Origin of the sequence: Falsirhodobacter algicola, assembly GCF_018279165.1 — a bacterium.
Classification (GTDB): Bacteria; Pseudomonadota; Alphaproteobacteria; order Rhodobacterales; family Rhodobacteraceae; genus Falsirhodobacter; species Falsirhodobacter algicola.
The window spans coordinates 1,805,001-1,820,394 of record NZ_CP047289.1; the positions used below are offsets into that span (position 1 = coordinate 1,805,001).

The 15,394-nt window shown below is 67.9% G+C and carries 16 protein-coding genes and 1 riboswitch; of the genes, 5 read left to right on the forward strand and 11 right to left on the reverse strand.

From position 1 onward, the window contains the following. Nucleotides 1-35 precede the first annotated feature (35 nt). From msrQ to clpB, 3 genes are all read right to left on the reverse strand, one after another. Nucleotides 36-644, reverse strand: coding sequence for a protein-methionine-sulfoxide reductase heme-binding subunit MsrQ (msrQ, locus tag GR316_RS08980; protein ID WP_211783599.1), 609 nt, complete (start codon nt 642-644; stop codon nt 36-38). Next, entirely contained in the window at nt 645-1,535 is an 891-nt protein-coding gene (gene msrP / locus GR316_RS08985) for a protein-methionine-sulfoxide reductase catalytic subunit MsrP (protein WP_211783600.1), read from the reverse strand. Nucleotides 1,536-1,636: 101 nt separating this feature from the next. Then, nucleotides 1,637-4,243 (reverse strand): ATP-dependent chaperone ClpB, encoded by a 2,607-nt coding sequence (clpB, locus tag GR316_RS08990; protein ID WP_211783601.1) that lies wholly within the window; start codon nt 4,241-4,243, stop codon nt 1,637-1,639. Nucleotides 4,244-4,454: 211 nt separating this feature from the next. Between clpB and GR316_RS08995 the strand changes: the two genes are divergently transcribed. Further along, nucleotides 4,455-4,688 (forward strand): hypothetical protein, encoded by a 234-nt coding sequence (locus tag GR316_RS08995; protein ID WP_211783602.1) that lies wholly within the window; start codon nt 4,455-4,457, stop codon nt 4,686-4,688. Here GR316_RS08995 and GR316_RS09000 read toward each other — a convergent pair. Then, entirely contained in the window at nt 4,685-5,452 is a 768-nt protein-coding gene (locus tag GR316_RS09000) for a hypothetical protein (protein ID WP_211783603.1), read from the reverse strand. The genes GR316_RS08995 and GR316_RS09000 overlap by 4 nt on opposite strands. 124 nt (nt 5,453-5,576) lie before the next feature. On the opposite strand from GR316_RS09000, the gene pyrF reads away from it, so the two are divergent. Then, nucleotides 5,577-6,272, forward strand: coding sequence for an orotidine-5'-phosphate decarboxylase (gene pyrF, locus GR316_RS09005; RefSeq protein WP_211783604.1), 696 nt, complete (start codon nt 5,577-5,579; stop codon nt 6,270-6,272). A gap of 48 nt (nt 6,273-6,320) precedes the next feature. Here the strand turns inward: pyrF and GR316_RS09010 are convergent, their stop codons facing one another. Together GR316_RS09010 and aroC are read right to left on the reverse strand one after the other, a co-directional pair. Beyond that, the gene (locus GR316_RS09010) at nt 6,321-6,608 is read right to left on the reverse strand and encodes a hypothetical protein (protein WP_211783605.1); all 288 of its coding nucleotides are present in this window, start codon (nt 6,606-6,608) and stop codon (nt 6,321-6,323) included. An 82-nt stretch (nt 6,609-6,690) separates the two neighbouring features. Continuing rightward, the gene (gene aroC / locus GR316_RS09015; protein ID WP_211783606.1) at nt 6,691-7,791 is read right to left on the reverse strand and encodes a chorismate synthase; all 1,101 of its coding nucleotides are present in this window, start codon (nt 7,789-7,791) and stop codon (nt 6,691-6,693) included. A gap of 95 nt (nt 7,792-7,886) precedes the next feature. Beyond that, nucleotides 7,887-7,984, forward strand: a riboswitch (TPP riboswitch). A 27-nt stretch (nt 7,985-8,011) separates the two neighbouring features. Here aroC and thiB point away from each other — a divergent pair. Genes thiB through GR316_RS09030 form a run of 3 tightly spaced genes read left to right on the forward strand, consistent with a single transcriptional unit; the run spans nt 8,012 to nt 11,152 of the window. Then, complete coding sequence (gene thiB, locus GR316_RS09020; RefSeq protein ID WP_211783607.1) at nt 8,012-8,992, forward strand: thiamine ABC transporter substrate binding subunit; 981 nt, start codon at nt 8,012-8,014, stop codon at nt 8,990-8,992. Continuing rightward, nucleotides 8,968-10,479, forward strand: coding sequence for an ABC transporter permease family protein (locus GR316_RS09025; RefSeq protein WP_211783608.1), 1,512 nt, complete (start codon nt 8,968-8,970; stop codon nt 10,477-10,479). Before thiB ends, GR316_RS09025 begins: the two co-directional genes overlap by 25 nt. Beyond that, nucleotides 10,463-11,152, forward strand: coding sequence for a thiamine ABC transporter ATP-binding protein (locus GR316_RS09030; protein WP_211783609.1), 690 nt, complete (start codon nt 10,463-10,465; stop codon nt 11,150-11,152). Before GR316_RS09025 ends, GR316_RS09030 begins: the two co-directional genes overlap by 17 nt. On the opposite strand, the gene GR316_RS09035 is transcribed toward GR316_RS09030, so the two are convergent. From GR316_RS09035 to GR316_RS09055, 5 genes are all read right to left on the reverse strand, one after another. Then, on the reverse strand, nt 11,140-11,766 hold the full coding sequence (locus GR316_RS09035; RefSeq protein WP_211783610.1) for a cytochrome c1: 627 nt from the start codon (nt 11,764-11,766) through the stop codon (nt 11,140-11,142). The two genes, GR316_RS09030 and GR316_RS09035, sit on opposite strands and share 13 nt — an antisense overlap. Beyond that, nucleotides 11,763-13,046, reverse strand: coding sequence for a cytochrome b (locus GR316_RS09040; protein ID WP_211783611.1), 1,284 nt, complete (start codon nt 13,044-13,046; stop codon nt 11,763-11,765). Before GR316_RS09040 ends, GR316_RS09035 begins: the two co-directional genes overlap by 4 nt. Further along, nucleotides 13,043-13,615, reverse strand: a complete 573-nt coding sequence (petA, locus tag GR316_RS09045; protein WP_211783612.1) for a ubiquinol-cytochrome c reductase iron-sulfur subunit — start codon at nt 13,613-13,615, stop codon at nt 13,043-13,045. Before petA ends, GR316_RS09040 begins: the two co-directional genes overlap by 4 nt. A gap of 71 nt (nt 13,616-13,686) precedes the next feature. Continuing rightward, entirely contained in the window at nt 13,687-14,415 is a 729-nt protein-coding gene (locus GR316_RS09050; protein WP_249218751.1) for a TerC family protein, read from the reverse strand. Between the two features lie 85 nt (nt 14,416-14,500). Next, entirely contained in the window at nt 14,501-15,394 is an 894-nt protein-coding gene (locus GR316_RS09055; RefSeq protein ID WP_211783613.1) for a lysylphosphatidylglycerol synthase transmembrane domain-containing protein, read from the reverse strand.

Genomic DNA, 15,394 nt, shown 5'->3' on the forward strand with positions numbered 1-15,394 from the left:
GGCCCAATATGTTGTGCATCCCGGGCCTGCATGCACTATTTCGCTGCGGGCGATGCGCGCCTTTGGCTATGAACCCGGCGGATGATCAGCAGAATCGCGACGATCCCGACATAGATCAGCGCCTCGCCGACCCAGACCTTGCCTACCAGAAGGAAATGCACCGCCGCCGCGGCCCCCGCGACATAGACAAGGCGGTGCAGCTTCTGCCACCGCTTGCCCAGACGCCGGATGGACCATGTGTTCGAGGTCAGCGCCAGCGGCAGCATCATAAGGAGCGCCAGCATCCCCAGTGTGATGTAGGGCCGGCGCAGGATGTCGCCCCAGATCTGCCCCCAGTGCAGCTGGATATCCAGAAACAGCCATGCCGACAGATGCAGCACCGCATAGAAGAACGCGACCAGCCCCACCGCGCGGCGAAACTTCAGCAGGTTGATGCCCGTCAGCCACCGCAGCGGCGAAATCGCCAGCCCGAAGCAGATCCATTGCAGGGCGCGCAGCCCAAGGTCATGTTCCACCGTCCGCACGGGATCGACGCCGAGCTGACCCATCACCCCCCGCAGCACCAGCCACGACAGCGGAACGAGCCCAAGGAGATACATGCTCCAAGACGGGACGGGGCGCAGCGCCTGATTGACGATCTGCACCTAGAAGTCCCTCTTCAGGTCCTGCCCGGCATAGAGGCTCGCGACCTGATCGCCGTAGCCGTTGAACATCACCGTATCCTGACGGCTGTTGAACAGCCCGCCCCCGATCCGCCGCTCGGTCGCCTGCGACCAGCGCGGATGGCTGACCTCGGGGTTCACATTGGCATAGAAGCCGTATTCCCGAGGATTGGTGAGGTTCCACGTCGCCGGGGGCTGATCGGCGGTCAGGCTGATGCGCACGATGCTCTTGATTGATTTGAAGCCGTATTTCCACGGAACGACCAGCCGGATCGGCGCGCCGTTCTGTTTCGGCATCGATTCCCCGTACAGCCCCGTCGCCATCAGCGTCAGCGGATTCATCGCCTCGTCCAGACGCAGCCCTTCGCGGTAGGGCCAGTCGAGGAAGCCCTGACGCTGGCCCGGCATCTCCTCGGGGCGCAGCAGCGTCTCGAAGGCGACATAGCGGGCCGAGGGCTGAACCCCGACCTTGTTCAGGATATGCGACAGTTGAATGCCGTTCCACGGGATGACCATCGACCACGCCTCGACGCAGCGGAAGCGGTAGATGCGCTCCTCCACCGGGCCCATGCGCATGACATCGGCCAGATCGTAGCTGCCGGGGCGGTCCACCAGCCCGTCGATCTGCACGGCCCACGGATCGATCGTCAGTTGGCCCGCATATTTCGCGGGATCCCCCTTATCGAGACCGAACTCGTAGTAGTTGTTGTAGTTGGTGATCTCCTCGAGGGTGTTCGCCGTCTCGGAGGTGGACAGGTTCTGCGCGACGGCGGGCGTCGCGAAGGCTGCAGCGGCGCCGGCCATGATCTGGCGGCGGTTCAGCCATGCGGCCTTCGGCGTCACGTCGGACCATTTCGGGTCGGTGCTGGGCATGTGGCAATCTCCTTTTCCTTAACCTTGGCCAGAATCCGCCGAACACCAAGAAAAATTGCCTCACAAAAGCGTAGGGGGCGCGTCAGCGCCCCCCTTGCCCGTCAGTGTACCACGGCATCCTGCGGCCTGTCGCGCCGCGAGGAGGAGATGCGATCCCCCACGATCAGCCCCTCGGCCCCGGCGCTGACATGGACGGTCGATCCGTCGGGCACGTCGCCCGCAAGGATCATTTCCGCCAGCGGGTCCTGAATATGGCGCTGGATCACCCGTTTCAGCGGACGCGCCCCGAAGACGGGATCATACCCCTCCTCGGCCAGCCATGCCCGCGCCGGCGCATCGAGATCGAGCGCGATCTTGCGTTGCTCCAGCCGCCGTTCCAACCGGCCCAGCTGAATGTCCACGATCCCGGACATATCGGCGCGGCCAAGGCGGTCGAAGATGATCGTCTCGTCCAGACGGTTCAGGAATTCGGGGCGGAAATGCCCGCGCACCGCCTCCATCACCGCCGCACGCGCCGCCGCCGGATCGCCGCCATCGGGCAGAACGCTCAGCGCATGGGCCCCGAGGTTCGAGGTCAGGATGATCAGCGTCTGCTTGAAATCGACGGTGCGGCCCTGTCCGTCCGTCAGCACACCGTCGTCCAGAACCTGAAGCAGCACGTTGAAGACATCGGGATGCGCCTTCTCCACCTCGTCGAACAGCACGACCTGATAGGGGCGGCGGCGCACAGCCTCGGTCAGCACCCCGCCTTCGTCATAGCCGACATAGCCGGGGGGCGCGCCGATCAGGCGGGCCACGGCGTGCTTCTCCATGAACTCGCTCATATCGATGCGCACCATGGCCTGATCGTCGTCGAAGAGGTATTCGGCGACGGCCTTGGTCAGTTCCGTCTTGCCGACGCCGGTCGGGCCGAGGAACAGGAAACTGCCAAGCGGGCGGTTTTCGTCGTTCAGACCGGCGCGGGCGCGGCGCACGGCATTCGCCACCGCCGTGACGGCCTGACGCTGGCCGATGACCCGGCGGCCCAGCTCATCCTCCATCTTCAGCAGCTTCTCGCGCTCCCCCTCCAGCATCTTGGAGGTGGGGATGCCCGTCCAGCGTTCGACGACCTCGGCGATCTGCTCGGGGCGGACGGCCTCTTCGACCATCACATCGCCCGCATCGCTTTCGGCCAGTTGCTTTTCCAGCGCCGGAATGGTGCCGTATTGCAACTCGCCCGCCTTGGCGAAATTGCCCTCGCGCTTGGCCACATCCAGTTCCGCGCGGGCGCGGTCCAGCCGCTCCTGCACATCGCGGGCGGCCTGCAGGCGGTCACGCTCGGCCTGCCATTTGGCGGTCATGGTCGCGGCGCGGTCGCGCAGATCGCCCAGATCCTTCTCCAGCCGTTCCAGCCGATCGTGCGACGGGGCGTCGTCCTCCTTGCGAAGGGCCTCCTGCTCGATCTGCATCTGCAGGATCAGACGGTCCAGCGCATCGAGTTCCTCGGGCTTGGAATCCACCTCCATCCGCAGGCGCGAGGCAGCCTCGTCCACGAGGTCGATCGCCTTGTCGGGCAGGAACCGGTCGGTGATGTAGCGATGCGACAGCGTCGCCGCCGCCACCAGCGCGGAATCGGAGATGCGCACCCCGTGGTGGAGTTCGTACTTCTCCTTGATGCCGCGCAGGATGCTGACCGTATCGTCCACCGTCGGCTCGGACACCATGACAGGCTGGAAACGGCGGGCGAGGGCCGCGTCCTTCTCCACATACTTGCGGTATTCGTCCAGCGTGGTGGCCCCGACGCAGTGCAACTCTCCGCGCGCAAGGGCGGGTTTGATGAGGTTCGCGGCATCCATCGCGCCATCGGCCTTCCCGGCCCCGACCAGCGTGTGCATCTCGTCGATGAAGAGGATGATCTCGCCGGCGGCGGCCTCGATCTCCTTCAGGATGGCCTTCAGACGCTCTTCGAATTCGCCGCGATATTTCGCCCCGGCGATCAGCGCGCCCATGTCCAGCGCCATCAGACGCTTGTTGCGCAGGGATTCGGGCACATCGCCATCGACGATGCGCAGGGCAAGGCCCTCGGCGATCGCCGTCTTGCCGACGCCCGGCTCCCCGATCAGGACGGGGTTGTTCTTGGTCCGGCGGCTCAGCACCTGCATGGTGCGGCGGATCTCGTCGTCGCGGCCGATGATCGGATCGATCCGGCCCTGCTGGGCCGCCTCGGTCAGATCGCGGGCATATTTCTTCAGCGCCTCGAAGCTGTCTTCGGCCGAAGCGGAGTCGGCCGTCCGGCCCTTGCGGATATCGTTGATCGCGCTGTTCAGCGATTGCGCCGAAACGCCGCCCGCCGCCAGCGCATCCTTGGCCTTCGACGCCACCAGCACCAGCGCCGTCAACACGCGTTCCACCGGAACGAAGCTGTCACCGGCCTTGGTCGCGACCTTCTCGGCCTCGTCCAGCACACGGACGAGGGCCGGGTCCATGAAGGGCTGGGCATCGCCCGACACTTTCGGCAGCTTGCCCATCGCCGTCTCGACCGCCTCTTGCACGCGGCGCGCATCGCCGCCCGCGCGCGCGATCAAATTGGCCGCCAGCCCCTGATCGTCGTCCATAAGTGCCTTCAGCAGATGTTCGGGTGCCAGCCGCTGATGGCTTTCGCGAATCGCGATGGTCTGCGCCGCTTGAATGAAGCCACGCGACCGCTCCGTGAACTTTTCCAAATTCATCGGCTCTTCTCTCCTTTTGCCAAGCCCCCGGTCACCGGCGCCCGCATTCGGCACGCCACATCCGGGTCTCTGCACGAAAGATGAGGAGCATCTCCGCCCCTTTCAAGCCTCGGGCATCCAATCACCGCGCTGTGACAGCGGCAGGATGGCCAGCCTTGGAACAAAAAGAAATATGCGGGGTTGACAGTCCGAGATGACGAAGGACACCGCCATGCGTATTTTGTCTGCCCAGATCGAACATGCCCGCTATGCCCGTGATTTCGGACAGGTTGAGGCGATGGTCACCCTCCTCGTGAAGGAAGAGGGGCGTCCCGTCCCGTTCGAGGTGCATATCCGCACCGCCGAACCCTCCGATGGCGAGAATCTGCGTCATCGACTGCTGGAAAGCGCCAAGTCGCTCTATGCCGCGCGGGTCGCACCGCCGCGCTTCGACACTGCGGCCTAACGCTTCTTCGGCACCACGAGTTGGGCGGGGCGCACACGCTCCGCCGCCTTGAAGAGCGAGAAGGTCTGGTTGACGTAATTCACCACGCCCGAGATCTTCTCCAGATACTCCGTCAATTCCGCCGTCCGTTCGATCTCGGTCAGTTGCACCGGACGGTCCGGCCCCTCCCCCTCGAATTGAACATAGAAGAGCGGCTCACCCCGGCGCAGAACGAGATCGCGCGCGGGGTCGTGCCATTCGAACGCCCACATCAGGGGGCGCGGCCATATGTCGATGGGGAACCGCCCGCCGAAGATGGTGCCGGGCAGCGGATCGGCGCGGTAATGCGCGAAGGTGCCGACCTGCGTCATATAGACCGGCTCATCGGCGATGAAGCAGTAGGGCAGCGACAATTGGACCGTCGGGCGGTCCGGGAAACGCCATTCGCTTTCCGATACCAGCGTCAGGAGTTCGTTCAGCTTGTTGGGCCGCACCGGGCTGGCGGTGCCCGCGCGGTTGATGAGATGAGGCTTGCCCTTATCGTCGCGGCCAAAGCCCAGATGCAGATCGTAGGGGCAGCGCACGACGAAATAGCGGCTTTCCATCTGCACCACCGCCGGGCAGCGCGCGGCGGATTTGGCATGCCCGCGATTGGGCGGACGCTGCACCAGTCGTTCGGGCGCATCGAACATCACCGCGCCCTTGTCCGAGGCGAGGAACCAGCCGACGGTGACAGGCCCCGAACGTGACCCCTCGGGCCGGTCATGGGTGATGGTGATCTGCATGGACGGATGCCTTTTCGCTCCATGGATCACGCGGCCCGGCGGGCTGTCAACGCGCTTTCGGCGTTGACAGGGGGCGGGCTGTCGGACCATCCCCGTCCCCGACCCCAACAGCCAGAGGTACCCCATGACCGATGACCGCCTGATCGTGGCGCTCGATGTGCCCAATGTCGTTCAGGGGCTCGCCCTTGCCGACCGCATCGGCGATGCCGCGTCGTTCTACAAGATCGGCCTCGGGATGCTGACGGGCGGCGGCTTCGCCCTTGCCAACGAGCTGAAGCACGAACGCGGCAAACGCGTGTTCCTCGATATGAAGCTGTTCGACATCGGCGCGACCGTGGAGGCGGCGGTGCGGGGCATCGCGCAGCACGGCCTCGATTTCCTGACGGTGCATGGCGATCCGCAGGTGGTGCGCGCCGCGGCCGAGGGGCGCGCCGGTACGGACACGAAGATCCTTGCGGTGACGATCCTCACATCGCTCGATCGGGCGGATCTGGATGCGAACCTGATCCGTCCGGGCGACATCGCCGAGATCACGGTGGAGCGGGCGGCCCGCGCGCTGGCGGCCGGGGCGGACGGCGTCATCGCCAGCCCGCAAGAAGCCGCCCTGATCCGCGCCCTGCCCGAGGCGGCGGGCAAACTGATCGTGACGCCGGGCGTGCGCCCCGCGGGCGCGGCGGTGGGCGATCAGAAGCGCATCGCCACCCCGCAGCGCGCCATCGCGGACGGCGCCGATCACATCGTGGTCGGTCGCCCGATCTGGCAGGCGGACGATCCCGCTGCCGCTGCCCGCGCCGTGATCGCGGAACTGCCGCAGGCATGACAAAAGGGCGGCCGATGGGCCGCCCTTTTCCGTTCGATCCGCAAATCCTCAGGGCGTCGTCGTGCCCGAGGTGCCGCCGGCGGTGCCGTTATCCGGTGCGATCGTCGTGTCCGGAACGGTCGGCGTCGCCTGCGGGGCGGTCGGCGTGGTTTCTTCCATGGCCGAGGGTGCCGTGGTCGTCGCGGCATCGTCCCCGCCCGAGAAGGCGAACCACAGGATCGCCAGCAATGCGATCACCGCGGCCACGATCAGGAAGATGGAACTGCCCGAACGCTCGGCATGGACAGTCTTCGGTTGGGTCCGGTCAAGGTCCCGGTCATTACGATAGTCAGCCATCACTTCTCTCCCAAGTCTCTCTGATGGACGAACCTTGGGAGGAAGAGTTTGTTCCACTAGCCATCGCGCCGGGTGGCGGAGCCTAGCCGATGTGGCCGCGCGCCCCGCCCGTCTGGCCGCGGTCGCGCAGCAGATGATCCAGAAGCACGCAGGCCATCATCGCCTCGGCCACCGGCACGGCGCGAATCCCCACGCAGGGATCGTGGCGGCCCTTGGTGACGAGGTCGATCTCCTCGCCGCCGGCCGTCACCGTCTGGCGCGGCGTCAGGATGGAACTGGTCGGCTTCACCGCGAAACGCACCACGACATCCTGCCCGGTGGAAATGCCGCCGAGGATGCCGCCCGCGTGGTTCGACAAGAAGGCCGGCCCATCTGCGCCCCGGCGCATCTCGTCGGCATTCTCGCGCCCCGTCAGCGCGGCGGCGGCCATGCCCTCGCCGATCTCCACGGCCTTGACCGCGTTGATCGACATCATCGCCGCCGCGAGATCGGCGTCGAGTTTGCCGTAGATCGGCGCGCCCAGCCCCGCCGGCACCCCCGAGGCGACGACCTCGATCACCGCGCCCACGGAATCATGCGCCTTGCGCAACGCGTCGAGATATCCCGCCCATTCCTCGGCCATCACCGGATCGGGGCACCAGAATGGGTTGCGATCCACCTCGGCCAGATCGGCGCGGGCGCGGTCGATGCCGTGCGGACCCATCTGCACCATCATCCCCGTGATCCGCAGATCCGGCACCAGCGCGGCCAGCGCGGCGCGCGCAACGCCCCCCGCCGCCACCCGCGCCGCCGTTTCCCGCGCCGAGGACCGACCGCCGCCGCGATAATCGCGCAGCCCGTATTTCAGATGATAGGTCAGGTCCGCATGGCCGGGGCGGAAGCTGGTGGCGATGTCGCCGTAATCCTTGGACCGCTGATCCGTGTTCTCGATCATCAGCTGGATCGGCGTGCCGGTGGACAGCCCCTCGAACACGCCCGACAGGATGCGCACCTCATCGGCCTCGCGCCGCTGGGTGGTGAAGCGGCTGGTCCCCGGCTTGCGACGGTCGAGCCAGTGCTGGATCGCCTCGGCCTCGATAGGCACGCCCGGCGGGCAGCCATCCACCGTCGCGCCAAGCGCGGGTCCGTGGCTTTCGCCCCAGGTCGTGACGCGGAACAGGTGGCCGAAGGTGTTGAAGCTCATGGGCAGGGTCTCCTTGGATGCCAGCCATAGGGCAAAGCCCCGCGCCGGAAAACCCGTTTCGCGCTGGACAGGGGCCACCGCCGCCCCTAAATCCCCGGTGAACCTCGGGGTGCCTTCGGGCTGAGATGCGATCCGCGAACCCGTCGAACCTGAACCGGCTGATACCGGCGGAGGGAAGGTGCAGCGCAAGCCCCTTTTCTGCCGAGACGAAGGAGGAACCATGCGCCGCCCCGTGTCCCTATGTGCCGCCGCCCTGCTGCTTCCGCTTTCCGCCGCCGCGCAGGATCGGCCCGTTCTGAACGTGCTGACCTATGACAGCTTCACCAGCGAATGGGGCCCCGGCCCGCAACTGACCGCCGCCTTCGAGCAAGAATGCGGCTGCGATCTGCGCTTCACCGCGCCGGGCGATGCGGCTGCCGTTCTGGCGCGCCTGCGCCTCGAAGGGGCCCGCAGCACCGCCGATGTGGTGCTGGGCCTCGACACCAACCTGATGGCCGATGCCGCCGCAACCGGCCTTTTCGCCCCGCATGGGGCGGTGCCGTCGGTCGATCTGCCGATCGCATGGACGGACGACACCTTCCTGCCCTTCGACTGGGGCTGGTTCGGTTTCGTGATGAACCGCGGCGCCGAACCGCCGCACAGCCTGTCGGAGCTGGCCGATTCGGACCTGCGCATCGTGATTCAGGATCCGCGATCCTCCACGCCGGGGCTCGGCCTCGTGATGTGGGTGCAGGCCGCCTATGGCGATGAGGCCCCGGCCCTGTGGGACCGGCTGGCCGACAACATCCTGACCGTCACGCCCGGCTGGTCCGAGGCGTATGGCCTCTTCACCGAGGGCGAGGCGGATGCGGTGCTGTCCTACACCACCTCCCCCGCCTATCACATCCTTGCCGAGGGCGATGACAGCAAGATCGCCCCCATCTTCGACGAGGGGCATTACCTTCAGGTCGAACTTGCGGCCAAGCTGGCCCATGCCGCAGAGCCGGAACTCGCCGACCGGTTCCTCGCCTTCCTTCTGTCGGACGAGGCGCAGACCATCATCGCCACCACGAACTGGATGTATCCGGCGCGCGACGTGCCCCTGCCCGAGGCCTTCGCTGCGCTGCCCCGCCCGGAGCGGACGCTGTTCCTGCCCCCGGACGAGGCCGCCGCCGCCCGTGATCCCGCGATCGCCGAATGGCAAGCCGCACTCTCCCGCTGATCGTCGCGGGGGCGGTCCTCCTGCTGATTCTGGGTCCGCTGGCGCTGGTGGCGCTGCAGGCGCAGGGCGGATGGGGGGCGGACTGGCCGGTGTTGCGCTTCACGGTGCTGCAGGCGGCGCTGTCGGCCACCCTCTCGGCGGCGTTGGCGGTGCCGGTGGCGCGGGCGCTGGCGCGGCGGCGCTTTGCCGGGCGCGGGGCGCTGATCGCGCTCTTGGGTGCGCCGTTCCTGCTGCCGGTGATCGTCGCGGTGCTGGGCCTTCTGGCGGCCTTCGGGCGCAGCGGCATCGTCAATGACGCGCTGGCGCTGCTGGGCCTGCCGCGCCTGTCGATCTACGGGCTGCACGGGGTGGTGCTGGCCCATGTGTTCCTGAACATGCCGCTGGCCGTGCGCCTGATCCTTCAGGGGTGGCAGGGCATCCCGGCCGAGCGGATGCGCCTTGCCCTAACGCTGGGCTTCGGGCCGCGCGACATCTGCCGCCACCTCGAACGCCCGATGTTGCGCGAGGTGCTGCCCGGCACCGTGATCGTCATCTTCGCCATCTGCCTCACCAGCTTTGCCGTGGCGCTGACGCTGGGCGGCGGGCCGCGCGCCACCACGGTGGAACTCGCGATCTATCAGGCGCTGCGGTTCAGCTTCGATCCTGGCCGCGCCGCAAGCCTTGCCGCGCTGCAGCTTCTGCTCTGTGCGGGGGCGGTGGTGCTGGCGGGGCTGGTGGCCGTGCCGCCGGGGTTCGGGCGGGGGCTGGATCGGACGGTGCCCTTCGCGCCGGCGGGATGGCGGCGCGCGATGGACGCTGCGCTTCTGGCCGGGGCGACGCTGTTCCTGACCTGCCCGCTGGCGCTGATCGCCCTGCGGGGCGCGCCCGAACTTGCCTCTTTGCCCCCCGCCGTCTGGCAGGCGGCGGCGCGTTCGGTGGCGGTGGCGGCGGGATCGGCGGCGCTGACGATGACGGCCGCGCTGATCCTTGCGCTGTCGCCGCTGCGATGGGCCGGGCTGGTGGCGACGCTGCCGCTGGCGGCGTCCTCGCTGGTGATGGGAACGGGGTTGTTCCTCGCGCTCTGGCCGCTGACCTCGCCCGATGCGCTGGCCCTGCCGGTGACGCTTCTGGTGAACGCGGTGCTGGCGCTACCCTTCGCCTTCCGCATCCTGCATCCGCCCGCGCAGGCCGTTCGGCACGATTATGGCCCGCTTGCCGACACGCTGGGCCTGACCGGCGCGGCGCGGCTGCGCTGGGTGATCCTGCCGCGGCTGCGGCGGCCCTTGGGCTTTGCGGCGGGCGTGTCGGCGGCGCTGTCGATGGGGGATCTTGGCGTCATCGCGCTGTTCGCGGCGCCCGATGCGCCGACGCTGCCCCTCTTGGTGCAGCAATTGATGGGCGCCTACCGGATGGATCAGGCGGCGGGGGCGGCGCTGGTTCTGGTCGCGCTGTCCTTCGGCCTGTTCCTTTTGTGCGATTGGGGAGGGCGGCATGGCTCTGATCTTTGACCGCGCGGCGATCCGCCTTGGGGATTTTGCCCTGTCGGCCGATTGGCAGGTGACGGCTGGCGAGCGTGTGGCCCTGATCGGCCCCTCCGGCGCGGGGAAATCGACGCTGCTGATGGCGCTGGCGGGGTTCGTGCCGCTCGCCTCGGGGCGGATATCGTGGGAGGGGCGCGATCTTGGCCCGCTGCCCCCGGCGCAGCGCCCGGTGGCGACGCTGTTTCAGGATCAGAACCTGTTTCCGCATCTGACCGTGGCGCAGAATGTGGGCCTCGGCCTGTCGCCGCGCCTGCGCCTTGATGCCGAACAGACGGCGCGCGTGGCGGAGGTGCTGGACCGCGTCGGCCTGCGCGGGCTGGAGGGGCGCCGCGCCTCTCAGCTTTCGGGTGGGCAGCAGGGGCGGGCGGCGCTGGCGCGGGCGCTGTTGCAGGCGCGCCCGGTGCTGATGCTGGACGAACCCTTCGCCGCACTGGGGCCGCGCCTGAAGGCCGACATGTTGGATCTGGTGGCCGAGCTTGCGCACGGCGTCACGCTTTTGATGGTCACCCACGATCCGCGCGACGCCGGGCGCATCGCGGAGCGCACGGTGCTGGTGGCCGATGGGGTGGCCCATCCGCCGGAACCCACGGGCCCGCTCTTGGATGCCCCGCCGCCGGCGCTACGCGATTATCTCGGCTGACGGCGCCAGACCTCGCGATTGGTCAGCCACAAAAGACCCGCCAGCAGGATCATCAAGCCGACCGCGACGAATCCCGACCGTTTGCGCGCCACCTTCTGCGGATCGGCCGCCCATGCCAAAAAGGCCGAAACGTCCTGCGACATCTGCTCCACCGTGGGGTCCGTGCCGTCCTCGTAGGTGACGATGCCGTCCACCAGCGGCGGCGGCATCGCGATCGGCCCGGCGGCGCGGTTGCCCCAAAGGCCATCCGCCTCGGTGCCGTCATAGCCGGTCAGGACCGCATGGATGAACGCGGCGCCGCCGGGATGCTGCTTTGCCATCAGGCTCAGATCCGGGGCCTCGGGCAGGGCAGAGGCGGGAAAGCGGTCGGTCGGTGCAAGATCCAGCGCCGCGGCGCGTTCGCGCATCGCGGCATCGTCCAGCGCGGGGCCATCCGGCTCTGCCAGACTGCGGATCGTGACATGGCGCAGCCCATGGCAGGCCGAACAGACCTGTTCATAGACCTCGAGCCCGCGCCGCAATTGCGCCCCGTCGTAGATGTCGAAGGGGCCATCGGCCTCCAGCGCCGCCGCCGGGGCCGCCAGCATCAACCAGACGAGGAGGAGGCGGATCATCGCGCCTCCTCGATCGTGGGGGGCAGGGGGCGTGGGCGCTCCCACCGGGGCAACAGCGGCAGCGCGATCAGGAAGAAACCGAACCAGACCGCCGTCCCGATCAGCGACCAGAACGCCACCATGCCCGTCGGCGGCTGCGCCCCGCACCACATCAACAGCGCGAAATCAGCCAGAAGCACCACGAAACAGACCCGGAAGGCAGGCCGGTAGCGCCCCGAACGCACCGGCGAGCGATCGAGCCACGGCGCCGCCACCAGCACGAGGATCGACCCGGCCAGCGCCGCCGCCCCGCACAGCGTCGCGCCCACATGGCCGAAGCTGATCACCTCCACGGCGCGGACCAGCCACAGATCGTCGGTGAAGGCGCGCAGGATGGCGTAGAAGGGCAGGAAGTACCATTCGGGCACGATATGCGGCGGCGTCACGAGGGGATCGGCCGGAATCGCGTTTTCCGGATGGCCCAAGAGGTCGGGCGCAAAGCCCGCCAGCGCGAAGAACACCGCCAGCACCACCGCCAGCGCCAGCAGATCCTTGATCACGAAGAACGGCCAGAAGGGTAGGGTGTCGCGGGCGAACCCTTCGGGATCGGTGCGCGGCTCCACCCCCGACGGGTTGCTGTTGCCCGTGCTGTGGAACGACCAGACATGCAGCCCGACGAGCGCCACCGCCACGAAGGGCAGGGCGTAATGCAGCACATAGAACCGCGTCAGCGTCGGATCGCCCACCGTTGGCCCGCCCAGCACCCACTGCTCCAGCGTGGGGCCGATCCCGGGGATTTCCCCGATGAGGTTCGTGATCACGGTCGCGCCCCAGAAGCTCATCTGCCCCCAAGGCAGGACATACCCCATGAAGGCCGTGGCCATCAGCAGCAGGAACAGCGTCATGCCGATCAGCCACGTCACCTCGCGCGGGGCCTTACCGCTGCCATAATAGATGCCCCGGAAGATATGGGCATAGATCCCCAGAAAGAAGAGCGAGGCCCCGTTCGCATGCAGCGCCCGCAGAAAGGCCCCGCCGTTCACATCGCGCATGATGCGCTGCACGCTGTCGAAGGCAAGCTCCGCCTGCGGGATGTAATGCATCGCAAGGGCAAGGCCGGTGGCGAGCTGAAGCAGCAGGCAGAACATCAGCACCACCCCCCAGACCCACATCCAATTGAGGTTGCGCGGGACGGGCACGGTCAGCGCCCCATGCAACAGCCCGAGGATGGGCAGGCGCGCCTGAAGCCAGCGGGCGGCGGCGCTCTGGGGGCGATAGGGGGGATGGGGCGGGCGCGTCACGCCCCGACCCCGATCTGCAACGTAACGGGGTCCAGCAGCACGGCGCGCGGAACCGGCAGGTTGCGCGGCGCGGGGCCGCGCCGGATGCGCCCGGCGCTGTCGTAATGCGATCCGTGGCAGGGGCAGAACCAGCCGCCGAAATCCCCCGCGGCCCCGCCCAAGGGGACACAGCCCAGATGCGTGCACACCCCCATCATCACGAGCCATTCGCCCGCCGCATCCAGCGCGCGGTTGGCATCGGTGGCCGGAGCATCGGCGGGCAGGTTGGCGTTGTTGGCCAGCGGATCGGGAAGATCGGACAGCCGAACGGCGCGGGCGGCGGCGATATCCTCGGCGGTGCGGCGGCGGATGAAGACCGGACGGCCCTGCCACTGCACCGTCAGCTGCGTGCCGGGCAGCACGGCCGACAGATCGACCCGCAGCTCGGCCGCGGCGCGGGTGTCGGCGGCGGGGTTCATCTGATCCACCAGCGGCAGGGCGGCCGCCCCGGCGGCCACACAGCCCGCACAGCCCGTCGCCTTGAAGAGGAACGCGCGCCGGCTTGCGGCAGGATCGGTTGTGTCGGACACGGAAAACACAGGCCCTTTGCAGGAACGTCACCACCCCGAGCCTTAGCGGAAGGCCCGGGGCAGGTCCAGCTTCAGCGGCGCATGCGCCGGGTGCGGGCGGCCATGTTTAGCATCTCCACCGTGGCCGAGAAGGCCATCGCGGCGTAGATGTAGCCCTTGGGCACATGGAAGCCAAAGCCCTCGGCGATCAGGGTCGTGCCGATCAGCATCAGGAAGGACAGCGCCAGCATCACGATGGTCGGGTTATGCTCGATGAAGCGGGCCAGCGGATTCGCCGCCAGCAGCATGACGCTGACCGCCACCAGAACCGCGATGACCATCACCGGCACATGCGGGGTCATCCCCACCGCCGTGATGATGCTGTCGATGGAAAAGACGAGATCCAGCACCAGAATCTGCGCGATCGCCCCGCCGAAGGTCAGCGTCGCCGCCCCCACCATGGTGTCCTTGTGATCGACCGGGTCCATGGAATGGTGGATTTCCTTCGTGGCCTTCCAGACGAGGAACAGACCGCCCGCGATCAGGATCATGTCCTTCCACGAGATTTCGTTGCCCAGCACGGTGAAGACCGGCTGCGTCAGCTGCACGATCCACGACACCGTCGCCAGCAGCCCCAGCCGCAGCACGAGCGCGAGGCTGATGCCGATGCGCCGCGCCCGCTCCCGATGCTCGGCCGGCAGCTTGTTGGTCAGGATGGAGATGAAGAGGAGGTTGTCGATGCCCAGCACCACCTCCATGACGATCAGGGTGGCGAGGGCGATCCAGACGGTCGGATCCCCGAAAAGGGCTAGGAAGTCCACGCGAAAGCTCCTGCGGTAAATCTCACGGAAATGTGGGGTCGGGGGCGGCGGGCTGCGCTGTGGCGCGGTGTCGCAGCGCGGCCCATCAGTTCGCGGGCTGCGGCACGCGCGGTCGGCGCAGGAAGAACGCCCCGGGAGAGGCGGCGATCAGCGCCATCGCCCCGAAGGCCACGCTGGTGGCGATGGCGGCCTGCGGCCCGACGCCTGCCACCGGCAGGAACAGCACCGCCGCCCCCTCGCGAAAGCCCCATCCCGCGACGGAGGCCGGGATGAGCATCGCCGACAGGATCACCGGCACCAGCGCCGCCGCCGCCACCGGCGCAAGATCGGCCCCGATCGCATGGCCGCAAAAGGCGAAGGCCAGAATGTTGCAGGCCGCGATGGCAAGCCCCAGCACGCTTTGCCGGGGCCAGATATCGAGGATGCCCAGCCGGATCGTGTCGCGCATCCGCTGCGGCAGCAGCACATAGACCAGCGGCAGCGCCGCCGCGATGCCAAGGCCGATACCGAAGGGCGTGGCCCCGATTCGCCACGGCACGTCGCCATGCGCCATCGCAAGGGCAAGGCCCGTGACCATGATCGCAAGCATCCCGACCTGCCCGCTGATCCGTTCGATCGCAACGCCCGCGCCCGAGGTGCGCATGCTGTCGCCCCGCACCCGCACCGCCCGCGCGACATCGCCCGCAACCCCGCCCGGCATCGTCTGGTTCACGAATTGCGCAAGGTAGTATTCGGTGATCGCGATGCGCAGCGGCAGGATCTGCCCCAGCCGGTTCGCCGTCATCTTCCACCGCCATGCGCAGAGCATGGTCTGAAGATTCACGATCAACACGGCCCCGATCAGCCAGAACGGATCGGCATTGCGCAGCTGGTGCAGGATCTGCTCGCCATCGGCGAAGATCCACAATGCCCCCAGAATCAGAAGCGGCACGGCAAGGCGTGCCACGCGCCAGATGGGGGCCTGCTTGTCGAACCTCAC

What these genes read in the sequence shown, in the direction of transcription:
- pyrF (WP_211783604.1), top strand. Translation starts at nt 5,577, where the DNA reads ATGACCGATGACCGCCTGATCGTGGCGCTCGATGTGCCCAATGTCGTT.
- msrP (WP_211783600.1), bottom strand. Translation starts at nt 1,535, where the DNA reads ATGCCCAGCACCGACCCGAAATGGTCCGACGTGACGCCGAAGGCCGCA.
- thiB (WP_211783607.1), top strand. Translation starts at nt 8,012, where the DNA reads ATGCGCCGCCCCGTGTCCCTATGTGCCGCCGCCCTGCTGCTTCCGCTT.
- GR316_RS08995 (WP_211783602.1), top strand. Translation starts at nt 4,455, where the DNA reads ATGCGTATTTTGTCTGCCCAGATCGAACATGCCCGCTATGCCCGTGAT.
- GR316_RS09000 (WP_211783603.1), bottom strand. Translation starts at nt 5,452, where the DNA reads ATGCAGATCACCATCACCCATGACCGGCCCGAGGGGTCACGTTCGGGG.
- clpB (WP_211783601.1), bottom strand. Translation starts at nt 4,243, where the DNA reads ATGAATTTGGAAAAGTTCACGGAGCGGTCGCGTGGCTTCATTCAAGCG.
- GR316_RS09025 (WP_211783608.1), top strand. Translation starts at nt 8,968, where the DNA reads ATGGCAAGCCGCACTCTCCCGCTGATCGTCGCGGGGGCGGTCCTCCTG.
- GR316_RS09010 (WP_211783605.1), bottom strand. Translation starts at nt 6,608, where the DNA reads ATGGCTGACTATCGTAATGACCGGGACCTTGACCGGACCCAACCGAAG.
- GR316_RS09035 (WP_211783610.1), bottom strand. Translation starts at nt 11,766, where the DNA reads ATGATCCGCCTCCTCCTCGTCTGGTTGATGCTGGCGGCCCCGGCGGCG.
- aroC (WP_211783606.1), bottom strand. Translation starts at nt 7,791, where the DNA reads ATGAGCTTCAACACCTTCGGCCACCTGTTCCGCGTCACGACCTGGGGC.
- GR316_RS09030 (WP_211783609.1), top strand. Translation starts at nt 10,463, where the DNA reads ATGGCTCTGATCTTTGACCGCGCGGCGATCCGCCTTGGGGATTTTGCC.